Origin of the sequence: Pseudomonas lijiangensis (assembly GCF_018968705.1) — a bacterium.
Classification (GTDB): domain Bacteria; phylum Pseudomonadota; class Gammaproteobacteria; order Pseudomonadales; family Pseudomonadaceae; genus Aquipseudomonas; species Aquipseudomonas lijiangensis.
This window is the reverse complement of sequence record NZ_CP076668.1, coordinates 2481070-2493396: the sequence shown is the minus strand read 5'-3', so window position 1 is coordinate 2493396 and position 12327 is coordinate 2481070. Positions and strand designations below refer to the sequence as shown.

Annotated in this window: 12 protein-coding genes; 4 read left to right on the top strand and 8 right to left on the bottom strand. The window is 60.5% G+C overall.

Going from position 1 to position 12327, the window contains the following annotated elements; all coding sequences use genetic code 11:
- Positions 1–7: 7 nt before the first annotated feature.
- Entirely contained in the window at positions 8–967 is a 960-nt protein-coding gene (locus tag KQP88_RS10880) for a LysR substrate-binding domain-containing protein (protein ID WP_216705666.1), read from the bottom strand.
- Between the two features lie 63 nt (positions 968–1030).
- Positions 1031–1822 carry a 3-oxoadipate enol-lactonase gene (pcaD, locus tag KQP88_RS10875; protein WP_216705665.1) on the bottom strand — a complete coding sequence of 264 codons (792 nt, stop codon included), beginning with the start codon at positions 1820–1822 and terminating at the stop codon, positions 1031–1033.
- 99 nt (positions 1823–1921) lie between these two features.
- On the opposite strand from pcaD, the gene KQP88_RS10870 reads away from it, so the two are divergent.
- Positions 1922–2284 (top strand): MmcQ/YjbR family DNA-binding protein, encoded by a 363-nt coding sequence (locus KQP88_RS10870; RefSeq protein WP_374011519.1) that lies wholly within the window; start codon positions 1922–1924, stop codon positions 2282–2284.
- Here KQP88_RS10870 and KQP88_RS10865 read toward each other — a convergent pair.
- Both KQP88_RS10865 and KQP88_RS10860 read right to left on the bottom strand, forming a co-directional pair.
- A complete protein-coding gene (locus tag KQP88_RS10865; protein WP_407681836.1) occupies positions 2249–2713 on the bottom strand; it encodes a DUF1294 domain-containing protein in 465 nt (154 codons plus the stop codon). The two genes, KQP88_RS10870 and KQP88_RS10865, sit on opposite strands and share 36 nt — an antisense overlap.
- A gap of 2 nt (positions 2714–2715) precedes the next feature.
- Positions 2716–3546: an undecaprenyl-diphosphate phosphatase gene (locus KQP88_RS10860; RefSeq protein WP_216705663.1), complete on the bottom strand. Its 831-nt coding sequence runs from the start codon at positions 3544–3546 to the stop codon at positions 2716–2718.
- 235 nt (positions 3547–3781) lie between these two features.
- Here KQP88_RS10860 and pnuC point away from each other — a divergent pair, with 235 nt between their 5' ends.
- Both pnuC and KQP88_RS10850 read left to right on the top strand, forming a co-directional pair.
- Positions 3782–4345 carry a nicotinamide riboside transporter PnuC gene (gene pnuC, locus KQP88_RS10855; RefSeq protein WP_216705662.1) on the top strand — a complete coding sequence of 188 codons (564 nt, stop codon included), beginning with the start codon at positions 3782–3784 and terminating at the stop codon, positions 4343–4345.
- Complete coding sequence (locus tag KQP88_RS10850) at positions 4342–4920, top strand: AAA family ATPase (protein ID WP_216705661.1); 579 nt, start codon at positions 4342–4344, stop codon at positions 4918–4920. Before pnuC ends, KQP88_RS10850 begins: the two co-directional genes overlap by 4 nt.
- On the opposite strand, the gene KQP88_RS10845 is transcribed toward KQP88_RS10850, so the two are convergent.
- Positions 4864–6189: a sigma-54 dependent transcriptional regulator gene (locus KQP88_RS10845; RefSeq protein WP_198728874.1), complete on the bottom strand. Its 1326-nt coding sequence runs from the start codon at positions 6187–6189 to the stop codon at positions 4864–4866. The genes KQP88_RS10850 and KQP88_RS10845 overlap by 57 nt on opposite strands.
- A 374-nt stretch (positions 6190–6563) precedes the next feature.
- Between KQP88_RS10845 and KQP88_RS10840 the strand changes: the two genes are divergently transcribed.
- A complete protein-coding gene (locus KQP88_RS10840; RefSeq protein WP_200994853.1) occupies positions 6564–6830 on the top strand; it encodes a hypothetical protein in 267 nt (88 codons plus the stop codon).
- Positions 6831–6878: 48 nt separating this feature from the next.
- Here the strand turns inward: KQP88_RS10840 and KQP88_RS10835 are convergent, their stop codons facing one another.
- The 3 genes from KQP88_RS10835 to cobN are packed head-to-tail and all read right to left on the bottom strand — an operon-like array spanning position 6879 to position 12324.
- Positions 6879–7487, bottom strand: coding sequence for a vWA domain-containing protein (locus KQP88_RS10835; RefSeq protein ID WP_216705931.1), 609 nt, complete (start codon positions 7485–7487; stop codon positions 6879–6881).
- Between the two features lie 53 nt (positions 7488–7540).
- Positions 7541–8551, bottom strand: a complete 1011-nt coding sequence (locus KQP88_RS10830; RefSeq protein WP_216705930.1) for an ATP-binding protein — start codon at positions 8549–8551, stop codon at positions 7541–7543.
- A gap of 8 nt (positions 8552–8559) precedes the next feature.
- On the bottom strand, positions 8560–12324 hold the full coding sequence (gene cobN, locus KQP88_RS10825; RefSeq protein WP_216705660.1) for a cobaltochelatase subunit CobN: 3765 nt from the start codon (positions 12322–12324) through the stop codon (positions 8560–8562).
- Positions 12325–12327 lie beyond the last annotated feature (3 nt).

Below are 12327 nucleotides of genomic sequence, written 5' to 3'. Positions count from 1 at the left end.
TTATCAATTAGTCGGCAAAAACATGATGCTTCGTTCCACTTATAGGACAGCGAGCATCTCCCAGGTCGGCCTGTAATACCTTGAAATCCTCATCCAGCGCATCCAGCAACCCTCTGACTGCGGGCAGCAAGCCACGACGCGATGCGAATACGGCATGCACGATGCCACACTTGGGCGGGGACCCGGCGAACAGCTCCACCAGCCGACCATCCTGCAAAGCCTCCCGTACGAGAATCTCCGGAAGTTGCGCAACCCCTACTCCATGCAACGCAGCCTCGCGAATGGTTGTCAGGTCGGAACAGATCAGTTTGGGCGTGTGTCGCACCTCGGCATACTCGCCAGCCCCGGTAATCAGCACCCAGCGATGCTCGTGAGTCGATGACGGAAAATCAAGGCTGGGCATGGCCGACAGCTCTTCAAAAGTGGGCGTGGCGGACAACTGGCTGGCCAGTGCCGGATGCGCAACCAGACGCTGGGCACTGTGCCCGAGAATCTTGACCACCAGCCCGTCATCCTCCAGAGGCGGAAAGCGAACGCGCAAGGCGATATCGATGTTTTCGGTCAAGGGATCGACGCGCCGATTGGAGCTTTCGACATGCACCTGAACCTTGGGATGGGCCACCATGAAACGGGCAATGGTTTCACTGACGCCCATGGCTGCCAGCCCCGGCGGGCAACTGATGCTCACTCGCCCTTGAGGCTCGGCCCTGGAACGGGCGATGGCTTCTTCGGCAGCCTCGGCCTCGACCATCATCGCGACACAGTGGCCGTAGTAATCACGGCCGCTTTCGGTGACGGCAAACTTGCGTGTGGAGCGCTGAATCAGCCTGACCCCAAGGCGCTCTTCAAGCCCTGCCACCCGGCGACTGAGCTTGGACTTGGGAATACCCAGCTTGCGACTGGCCGCCGCAAATCCCTGGCACTCGACCACCTGAACGAAATAGAACAGATCATTGAGATCAAACACCGCGCCACCCTCGCATTCTGAGTGGCGATTATGGCAGCGCTACGGGGGTGGGGACAGCGTGAGTCATTCGCCAGTCAGAAATGCCAGCACGGGCTGCATGAACAATTCCCCTGCCTCGACGTTCGACAGATGCGCCGCATGCAGCTCGATCATCTGTGCGCCCTGAATACGCTCGATCATGAAGCGCCCGTCTGCCGGTGTGGTCACGGCATCCTGAGTGCCGCACACCACCAGAACCGGCAGGCCGATGGAGGCAATCAGGTCACGGAAATCGGCATCGCGCACAGCGGCGCAGTTGGCGGCATAACCCTGGGGCGAGGTCTGCGCCAGCATGCCAACGATGCTTTCGACTTTTTCAGGCTCGGCCACAGCGAACTCAGGCGTGAACCAGCGCGCAATCGAGGCATCCCGCAGCGCGATCATGGCGTTCTTGCCATCGCGCAGTACGGTCTCGATGCGTGGATTCCACACCTCAGGCGTGCCGATCTTCGATGCGGTGTTGCACAGCACCACACGCTCAAGACGCTCGGGCGCATTGATCGCCAGCCATTGACCGATCAGCCCGCCCATGGACAGACCGCAGAAAGACACCTTGTCGATATGCAGCGCATCCAGCAACGCCAGCACATCACGACCATTGCGTTCGATACTGTAAGGGCCTTCGCTGACCAGAGAGCGGCCATGGCCGCGAGTGTCGTAACGCAGTACGCGAAAATGCCGGGTGAATGCCGGCATCTGCGCATCCCACATGTGCAGATCGGTGCCCAGTGAGTTGGACAACACCAGCACGGGCGCATCGGTCGGGCCTTCCAGCAGATAATTGAGTTCACCTTCAGAGAGTTGCACAGTAGACATTTCAGGCTCCCGACAAGACAAAAGATGCACAGTAGACACAGCCGCACGGGCAGACAATCCACTCGGGGATTATTCGTGCGACTATCGAACAATTTAGAAATGGAGGCTGCCCGAACCATGCAAACCGAAGATATCGCCCGTTTCTGCCTGAGCCTGCCCGGAGCCCGTGAAGACTACAAATGGGGTGGCGTACGCGTGTTCTCCATTGCCGAGAAAAAGATGTTCGCGGTGATGGACCTTGCAGGCCAGGGCTTGTCGTTCAAGGTCAATCCGGATCTGTTCCTGGGCTATGTGGATCGCCCGGGGATTCGCCCGGCACCTTATCTGGCGCGGGCCCACTGGATCAGTGTCCAGCAGCCCCATGCCTTGAGCGATGAAGAAATCAGGGACTTGCTGACCCGCTCCCATCAACTGGTGGTCAGCAAGCTACCGAAGCGCCTGCAAGTGGCGCTCAAGCTGTGAAAACCAGGGTTTGAACCAGCCACTGTCGAGAAACAGCTGATCGATCCAGAACAACTGATGCCCCAGCACGATCAGCCAGAACACCAGCTGGAAAGACACTTTGCGCGTCTTGTGCCGGAACACCTGTTGGCCCAGCAAAGCACCGGGCCAGCCACCCAACAGTTCAGTCAGGTGCAGAACGTTTTCGGGAGTACGCCAGCCGCCATTACCGGCCTGACGTTTGTCATGCCGGTAAATCAGGAATGCCAGCAGACTCACGAGCACATAAGCTGCAAGCACAATTGGCATGCCTGACTTGAACCAGGACATGCCTGCGCCATAGGCAGGCATCACACACAACAGCGCAAGGATGCACACCTTGAGATTCAGGTTCTGAACCGGAGCACCGCCCCGGTTCGGTCTCTGAGTCGAAGAGCGCTGCCGTGGCAAGGTCATCCCTTGGCCGCAGCCCAGTCGATCCAGCCAAACTGCCAGGTGGCAAGGATCAGCAGGCCAAAGACGATGCGATACCAGGCAAACACGGCATAGCTGTGGGTGGCGATGAACTTGAGCAGGCCACGCACGGCAATCATGGCGAAGATGAACGAGACAACGAAACCTACCGCGAACACTGCAAAGTCTTCGGGGCGGAACAGCTCACGGTACTTGTAGCCCGAATACACGGCAGCACCGACCATGGTCGGCATGGCCAGGAAGAACGAGAACTCGGTCGCAGCCTTGCGCGAGAGGCCGAACAGCAGGCCACCGATGATGGTCGAGCCCGAGCGCGAAGTCCCCGGAATCATTGCCAGACACTGGGCGCAGCCCACTTTCAAGGCATCGACCCAAGTCATGTCGTCAACTGTTTCGGCACGTACCACATGCTGGCGACGCTCGGCCCAGAGCATGATCACGCCGCCAATCACCAGAGCGGTCGCGACGGTGATGGGGTTGAACAGGTAGTGGTGAATCAGGTCCGCAAAAATCACCCCCAACACCACGGCCGGCAGGAAAGCGATCAGCAGGTTGATGGTGAAACGCTGCGCCTGTTGCTGTTTGGGCAAGCCAACGACCACGTCGATGATCTTGCGCCGAAACTCCCAGACCACGGCCAGAATGGCACCGAGCTGGATGATGATATTGAACGCCATGGCCCGTTCGCCACCAAAGCCGATCAAGTCGGCGACGATGATCTGATGCCCCGTACTGGAAATCGGCAGAAATTCCGTCAGCCCCTCGACAATACCCAATATCAACGCCTGAGCGGCGGTCCAAAGATCCATCATTCCCCCATAAAGCGCTGCCAGTGGCTCGCTCATTCGTGTTGTTTTGCAAAAAGGTTGTAACTATGGGCACCCGAACCTGAACAATTCTTGAAGAGGATGCGTAAAAGCGCCGAGATGCTAGCAGACCTGCGCAGGTAAAGCCTCACGCGACTTGTCGATGAGTCTCCCGGTCTTGCACAGAAGCGCTTACAATCGCGCGCCCACTCATCTCGACCACTCTCAGGGAGCCGCCATGTCCGGACTTGAACTCTTCGCTGCCGCCCTCGGCGTGATAGCAGTCTGGCTTACAGTGAAGCAGAACCCCTGGTGCTGGCCAATCGGTCTGGTGATGGTGGTGATCTATATCTGGATCTTCTTCGACGTAAAGCTCTACTCGGACATGCTGCTGCAAGTGATCTACGCCGGCCTGCAGGTGTATGGCTGGCTGCAATGGACCCGCCACGGCAATGGCCTGCCGGTGCGGGCAGTCACGGTTCTGCCGGGCGTTCCGGTCATGAGCGGCCTGGCAATCGGCGCGCTGATCAGCCTGGTGCTCGGTGCATTCATGGCTCACCTGACCGATGCTGCCCAGCCCTGGCTCGATGCCGCGCTGACCGGTTTCAGCCTTGTGGCTCAGGTGTGGATGGCGCAAAAGCGGCTCCAGTGCTGGCCCTTGTGGATCGTGCTGGATGTCATCTTCGTCGGCCTGTTCATCTACAAAGGGTTGTACCTGACTGCGGCGCTGTATGGGCTCTTTACCCTGCTGGCCGTGCAAGGCTGGCGTGAATGGCGCAACGATCTGGCGCTGGCGCGATGAAAGTACTGGTTCTGGCAGGCCCCGAATCCAGCGGCAAAAGCTGGTTGTCCGGCGAAATCCACAAACGTTTCGGCGGTCTGGTGGTGGGCGAGTACGTGCGCCACTTCATCGAGCAACAAGGCCGTGACACCGTCTACAGCGATATTCCCGACATTGCCCGGGGCCAACTGGCCTGGGAGGACGCGGCCCGCGCTACCGCCCCGCCGCTGCTGATCCTCGACACTCATCTGCTGAGCAATATGCTCTGGAGCAAGACCCTGTTCGGCGATTGCCCGCAGTGGATCGAGCAGCAATTGCTCAACAGGCACTATGACCTGCATCTGCTGCTTTCTCCCGAGGGCGTCGACTGGATCAGTGACGGACAGCGCTGCCAGCCGCAACTGAGCGAGCGGCAGGCATTCTTCGAGGACAGTCGACAATGGCTGGAGCGCCATGGACAGAACTATCAGGTTATCGGAGGTAACTGGGAGGCACGCCGCGAACAGGCACTGGAGGCCGTCACGCAGCTACTGGCTGACTCAGCGGATTTGATGCTTGTGCAACAGTCGGTAGAAAGTCGGCCGCGAAATACCTAAAACCTTGGCCGCAACGCTGAGGTTGTCACTGTGGCGAGTCAATACATCGCACAACGCCTGACGCTCGGCCCGTGACTTGTAGTCATCCAGCGTCCCCATGCTGCTGGCAATGTCTTCTTCACCGAGCAGCCCCAGATCCGCCGCTTCGATCTGCCGCCCTTCGGCCAGCACCAACCCGCGCCGCACCCGATTGGCCAGTTCCCGCACATTGCCGGGCCAGTCATGCTTGCCCATGGCAATCAGCGCGTCCTGACTGAAGTTGCGGGCGCGTCGACCGGTTTCCTGGCTATAGAAATGCGCAAAATGGTTGGCCAGCATGGCCAGATCTCCGTGCCGCTCCCGCAGTGGTGCGGTGCCGACCTGCAGGACATTGAGGCGATAGTACAGATCTTCTCGAAATCGCTTCTTGCGAATGGCTGTTTCAAGGTCCACATGGGTCGCGGCCAGTACCCGGACATCCACGGGGATGGCCTCGTTGCCGCCGAAGCGCTCGATATGCCGGTCCTGTAACAGGCGCAACAGATGGGCCTGGGTTTCCAGTGGCAGATCACCGATATCGTCCAGAAACAGCGTCCCGCCGTTGGCCGCCTCGATGCGACCGATCTTGCGCTCGAGAGCACCATTGAAGGCACCCTTCTCATAGCCGAACAGTTCGGTGTGCAACAGATGCTCGGCAATGGCCCCGCAATTGACCGCAACGAAGGGCTTGTTACGGCGCTGCGACTGCATATGCAGGGTACGCGCCACCAGTTCCTTGCCTGTGCCCCGTTCGCCGCGGATCAATACCGGCGACTCGGTAGGTGCCAGCTTGCCCAGCAGCCGACGCAGCTCCCGGATAGGACGACTCTCGCCCAGCATCTCGTGATCGCCGCTGGACACCTGGTTAGCACCCTGCGCACGCAGACGCGCCATGCCATAAGCCCGCCCGAGAGTGACCTGCATGCGAGCCACATCGAAAGGCAGGGTATGGAAATCGAAGAACCATTCGCAGACAAAATCACCGATTTTCTCGCGCCGCAAATCATTGGGTGCAAGCACGGCGATCCATTGTGTGTTGCTGCGGGTAATCAGCTCCTTGACCGCTTCGGGGTGCTCGAAATGCTCAGGCATGAGACGAATCAGACCGACATCGCAACGCTGGTTAAGCGCCGCTTCCAGCGTATTGCTGTCCACCGCCCACCCGGCAGCCTGCAAGACAGGGATCAACTGATGACAATCGTCACTGGGGTCAACAATCAATAAACGTCGTGTTTGGGCCGCTTCATGCATAGTAGATTCCCTTGGCGCCCGACATGGAGTGGAGTTATTAAAATCTTTTTATAAACAGTAAGTTGACGAGCCCGAATGTTACGTTAGCAAATATTTGACACACCCTTGTACCGTTTAAATATATCGGTCATAACGAAAAGTAATTAAACAGGTTGTAACGTTTTTACAGTCAGAAAATTCTGCCGGTCATTGAACCGAACACCGTAAAAGTTGCCTCAGATCAAGCCGAATACGGCACGGATGTAAAAAAATTGAAAATATCCGGCAAGCGGTGTGACTCACCCCACCCTGTTCGGCATCAACACAGGTAACCAGCCGAACGGTAAAGCCCGCCGACGTGCCTGGACTGATATGGGCATTTTGAGGAATTGAAAATGAACGCCCCACTGCGCTTCAACGATGCACTTCTGATCGCTGGAAACGCTTTTGCACCTTTCCAGTGTGTTGCCTGGGCAGCCCAGGCCGGAAGCGGAGAACTGAGCCTTACAGTGATCGATCGCACCTGCGCACTTATCGGTCGTAAACAGATCCCGAGCAGCGCTTACTCCGACCCTGCACAACTTGCCAGTGTTCTGAAAGAAGCTCGCGAAGAAATCAGCAATGAAGGTTACAGCCTTCAGCCGTGGACCATGCCGGCCTGATCCTTTATCGCGAATAAATTCGCTCCAACAGGATTTGTGGGAGCGAATTTATTCGCGAAGCTCTTCAAGATGCCGGTAACCGGCTCCCAGCCTTAGCGCCAGTTCCCGCGCCCGGCCAAGCCGGATAGGCCCTTTCTCTATATCGATCAGCAGACTCTCGCAGTCGAACCCTGAACACGGAGGCATATCCTTGACCCGGCCATCGGTGAGGATCAGCACACGCAAATGTTCAGCGGGATAACGCTGGTGTCGCATTTTCAACCAGTCTTTTGCCTGCTCGATGGCTGCGAACAGCGGCGTTCCGCCCCCCGCACCCAACGCATCCAGCCATGGCCGTAATGCCGCCGAAGCCTTGAGGCCTTGATGTTTCCACCGGGGAACATTGCCACTGGCAGTCAGCAGCGCCAGTCTGGCACGACGGCGATAGGCCTCGTCGAAGACCTGAGCCAGCACGCCCTTGGCCTGACTCAATGCCTGATGACGACGTGTCGAGGCCGAGGCATCGACAATCACCAGCAACAACTCGGTCGGCCGACTGCTGCGAGGCTGGCGTACCAGGTCGCGGCGGCTTTGTGGACGACCGCGCAACAGCGTCGGCAGCCAGGCAATCGCACCATCGATGCCTGAACGCGCCGCACCATGACGCCCGGAAGTCAGCCTGCCAGGACGGGGACTGGCATCCGCCCCCTTTGCCGAACGAGGGCGGATGCCTAGGGCTTTTTTGGCCAGCTCGGCACTTCGCGGCGCGCACCGGTGGGCACAGGCCGGGCAGGCAATTCACCCCAACTGCCCTGCCCGTTCTGAGGTTGAGGTTCCTGTGGTGTGGCCTGGCCGGGCGCTGGCGGTTCGGGATTCTGTGCCGAGGACGCTGGATCGCGACGCCGATGACGCAAGGCAAACTCGGCCACCGCGTCGATATCCTGCTCTTCGATCACACCCACGCCACGCCATGCAGCATGGGCTCGCGCAGCACGCAGCCAGACCAGATCGGCACGCATGCCATCGACGCCCGCCGCAAAACAGCGCTCCGTCACAAGACCCAGCGAACGATCATCAAGCTCGATGGCAGGCAACAGCGCACGGGCCTGCTCGCAACGTTGCTGCAAAGCCTGCTGCTGATCTTGCCACGCCAGACAAAAAGCCTGAGGGTCGGCATCGAAATCCAGACGACGGCGGATGATCTGGCTGCGCTCGGTCGGCAACGTCTGCCCACTCAGGGCCACATTCAAACCGAAACGGTCCAGCAGTTGCGGACGCAACTCGCCCTCTTCAGGGTTCATGGTGCCGATCAGCACGAAGCGCGCCGCGTGACGGTGGGAAATGCCATCGCGCTCCACCAGATTGGTGCCACTGGCGGCGACATCCAGCAACAGGTCCACCAGATGATCAGCCAGCAGGTTGACCTCATCCACATACAGCACGCCACCGTCTGCCTTGGCCAGAACGCCGGGGGAAAACTGCGCACGACCTTCGGACAGCGCCGCATCCAGATCCAGAGTGCCGACCAGCCGCTCTTCAGTGGCACCCAACGGCAAGGTGACAAACTGACCGCTGGCCAGCAAGTCCGCCAGCCCACGGGCCAGGGTCGACTTGGCCATGCCACGCGGCCCTTCGATCAGCACACCGCCGATTTTCGGGTCGATGGCCGTCAGGCACAGCGCCAGTTTCAAGTCATCGGCGCCGACCACTGCTGCCAGGGGAAAATGCGGGGTATCGGTCATGCTTGTCATCAGCTCTCTTCTATATCCAGCAACAGGTCTTCCAGCGCTTCACGATAGTCACCCGGCTCCTGCCAGAGGCCGCGCTGCTGGGCTTCGAGCATACGCTCGGTCATGTCGCGCAGGGCATCGGGGTTGTGCTCGCGAATGAAGTCGCGGGTCGACGGATCAAGCAGGTAGGCATCGGCCAGCAATGCATATTGGTGGTCGTCGATCAGTTCAGTGGTGGCGTCGAACGCAAACAGAAAGTCCACGGTCGCAGCCATTTCGAACGCACCTTTGTAGCCATGACGCTTGACGCCTTCGATCCATTTCGGATTGGCCGCACGACTGCGGACCACACGGTTCAGCTCTTCCTTCAGGGTACGAATCCTGGGCAGATCCGGCTGGCTGTTGTCGCCATGGTAACTGGCGGTTTTCTGGCCGCTCAGGCTTTCGGCGGCAGCGAGCATGCCACCCTGAAACTGGTAGTAATCGTTGGAATCCAGCAGGTCATGCTCGCGGTTATCCTGGTTCTGCACCACGGCCTGAACCCGGGACAGGCGCTGTGCGAAGTTCTGCCGGGCAGGCGTGCCTTCATCAGCCGCGCCGTAGGCATAACCACCCCAGTTCAGATAGACCTCGGCCAGATCCTCACGGCTCTGCCACAGACGTCCATCGATGGCACCCTGCACACCCGCGCCATAAGCACCGGGCTTGGCGCCGAAAATGCGCCAGCCCGCCTGACGCGCCGCTTCGTCTTCACTCAGGCCGGCCTCCTGAAAGCTGCGGCGCTCTTCACGGACACGGGCCGCCAGCGGATTCTGATCGTCCGGTTCATCCAGAGCGGCAACGGCCTGTACTGCGGCATCGAACAGACGGATCAGGTTGGCAAAGGCATCACGGAAGAACCCGGATACACGCAAGGTCACGTCAACACGGGGGCGATCCAGCAGGCTCAGGGGCAGAATCTCGAAGTCATCGACCCGCTGGCTACCGGTCGCCCAGACCGGACGCACGCCCATCAAGGCCATGGCCTGGGCGATATCGTCGCCACCGGTGCGCATGGTGGCCGTGCCCCAGACCGACAGGCCGAGCTGGCGCAAGTGGTCGCCATGATCCTGAAGATGGCGCTCCAGCAAAAGATTGGCCGAGTGAAAACCGATTCGCCAGGCCGTAGTGGTCGGCAGGTTGCGCACATCCACGGTAAAGAAGTTGCGGCCCGTGGGCAGCACGTCCAGCCGCCCGCGACTCGGCGCACCGCTCGGCCCGGCAGGTACGAAACGACCATTCAGGGCATCCAGCAGACCGCGCATCTCTTCGGGACCGCAGGCATCCAGACGCGGAGCGACCACCTCGCGAAGGCTTTCCAGAACCAGCACCAGTTCAGGATGATCCGGCAGATCGTCGATCGCCTCTGCCTCAACGATGCGTTCGATCAGAATCGCGGCATACAGCTCAAGCCGCTCCCGGGTATCGCCCGTGGTGCGCCATGGGTCGCCACTCACTGCCAGCAAGACGGACGGACGCGGACCGTTCCAGGGCTCGGCCAGCTCGCAATCCAGCGGGTCAAAGTCCAGCGCCAGAGCCTTGGCAAGCACCCGAAGCAAACTCGACTGCGCGCCACGGCCATCGCCACGGGGAATGCGCAGCAGTGCCAGTAGCGTGTCGATACGCAGACGGCCTTGCGGGGATTGACCAAAGACATGCAGGCCATCGCGGATCTGCGACTCCTTCAAGTCACACAGATAGGTGTCCAGACGCGGCAGCCAGATGGCGGCATCGGCGTCGCTGTCGATGGATTCGTCCAGCGCCAGCTCCCGGTCGATGCGGGTTTCGCGCACCAGCTTGAGAATGTCCCGTTGCAGTTCCTGCGCCCGGCGCGGGTCCAGCAGTTGCGCCTCGTAGTATTCGTCGGCCAGCAGCTCCAGATTGCGAAGCGGGCCGTAGGTTTCGGCGCGAGTCAGGGGCGGCATCAGGTGATCGATGATGACCGCCTGGGTGCGGCGCTTGGCCTGGGCACCCTCGCCCGGATCGTTGACGATAAACGGGTAGATATTCGGCATCGCGCCCAGCACTGCATCGGGCCAGCAGTCTTGAGAAAGACCGACGCCCTTGCCCGGCAGCCACTCCAGGTTGCCATGCTTGCCCACATGCAGCACCGCATGGGCGCCATACGCCTTGCGCAGCCAGAAGTAGAACGCGAGATAACCGTGAGGCGGCACCAGATCGGGGTCGTGATAGACCGCACTGGGGTCTACCTGATAACCACGGGCAGGCTGAATGCCGACAAAGGTCAGGCCAAAGCGGATACCGGCAATCATCATCCGCCCGCTGCGGAACATCGGGTCGTTCTGTGGCGCACCCCAGCGGGCATTCACCGCATCGCGGCTGGCCTGGGGCAAGTCATCGAAGGCATCAAGGTACTCGTCCAGCGCCATGCTTTGCTGGCAAGGGCGCAGGTCGATGCTCTCCAGATCGTTGGTGACGCCGCCCAGCAGTTGCTGAATCAGCGCAGTGCCGCTTTCAGGCAACAGCGCCAGCGGATAGCCCTCGCTCTGCATGGCGCGCAGGATATTCAGCGCCGCCGCAGGCGTGTCGAGCCCTACCCCGTTGCCGATCCGGCCATCGCGGGTCGGGTAGTTGGCCAGAATCAGCGCTACCCGCTTGCTGGCATTGGGCAGTCGCGCCAGTTCGATCCAGCGTCGTGCCAGTTGCGCGACGAAGTCCATGCGCTCGGGATGGGCGCGATAGCACACCACGTCCGACTGGCTGCGCTCGCTGCGCCAGGCCAGGTCCTTGAAACTGATGGGCCGGCTGATGATGCGCCCGTCCAGTTCCGGCAAGGCAATGTGCATCGCCAGATCCCGCGCCCCGAGGCCTTGCTCGCTGGCCTGCCAGGCGGGCTGGTTGTCCTGGGCGCAGATGGCCTGGATCACCGGCACATTGCGACGAAACGGTCGCAGATGCGGCGCTTCGGGGCTGGACTGGGCAAAGCCCGTGGTATTGAGGATCAGCTCGGCTTCGACTTCATCCAGCCAGTCCTCGACCATGGTCAGGCAACCCGACTCCTTGAGACTCGCCAGCGCAATCGGCAAGGGATTGAGCCCTTGAGCCTGCAAGCGCTCGCAGAACACATCGATGAAACCGGTGTTGGCTGCCTGCAAGTGGGAGCGGTAGAACAGCAACGCGACCACCGGATGCCCCGGTGTCCAGTCTGCCTGCCAGTCCGGCAGCGTGGCCGTCGCCTTGCGCGGGTGATAGATGGCCGTGCGTGGCAGTGGCTGGGGCTCAGCCCATGAGTAATCGCGCTCAAGCCAGCTGCTGGCCATGCAACGATAAAGGTCCAGCGCATTCTGCAAGCCGCCCTGACGCAGGAACTGCCAGAGTCGGTCGCGCTCCTCGGCAGGCACGGTGCTCAGGTCGCTCAGCTCCGGATCGGGACGATCATCCCCCGGCACCAGAATCACCTGCACGCCACGGGCTGCCAGCTCCATCAAGCGCTCGACGCCATAGCGCCAGTAGCCAATACCGCCATGCAGGGAAATCAGAATGACCCTGGCGTGGCGCAACACCTCATCGACGTACAAGTCCACCGAGGCGTGATTCTGCACCTGCATCGGGTTGGCCAGACGCAGGCTCGGGTAGTCATCGGGCAGTTGCTGCGCGGCTTCGGCCAGCAGGGCCAGGCTCGAATCGCCGCTGCAGAGAATCACCAGCTCGGCCGGAGTCTGCCCCAGGTCGGCAATGCTGTCGTCGGGTACGAAACCGCCCGGCTGGGTTCTCAGTAAATGCATGAA

Excerpts from the sequence above, each read along its gene's own strand:
- KQP88_RS10870 (WP_374011519.1), top strand. The coding sequence starts at position 1,922 with ATGGAGGCTGCCCGAACCATGCAAACCGAAGATATCGCCCGTTTCTGC.
- pcaD (WP_216705665.1), bottom strand. The coding sequence starts at position 1,822 with ATGTCTACTGTGCAACTCTCTGAAGGTGAACTCAATTATCTGCTGGAA.
- KQP88_RS10845 (WP_198728874.1), bottom strand. The coding sequence starts at position 6,189 with ATGCATGAAGCGGCCCAAACACGACGTTTATTGATTGTTGACCCCAGT.
- KQP88_RS10830 (WP_216705930.1), bottom strand. The coding sequence starts at position 8,551 with ATGACCGATACCCCGCATTTTCCCCTGGCAGCAGTGGTCGGCGCCGAT.
- pnuC (WP_216705662.1), top strand. The coding sequence starts at position 3,782 with ATGTCCGGACTTGAACTCTTCGCTGCCGCCCTCGGCGTGATAGCAGTC.
- KQP88_RS10840 (WP_200994853.1), top strand. The coding sequence starts at position 6,564 with ATGAACGCCCCACTGCGCTTCAACGATGCACTTCTGATCGCTGGAAAC.
- KQP88_RS10850 (WP_216705661.1), top strand. The coding sequence starts at position 4,342 with ATGAAAGTACTGGTTCTGGCAGGCCCCGAATCCAGCGGCAAAAGCTGG.
- KQP88_RS10860 (WP_216705663.1), bottom strand. The coding sequence starts at position 3,546 with ATGGATCTTTGGACCGCCGCTCAGGCGTTGATATTGGGTATTGTCGAG.
- cobN (WP_216705660.1), bottom strand. The coding sequence starts at position 12,324 with ATGCATTTACTGAGAACCCAGCCGGGCGGTTTCGTACCCGACGACAGC.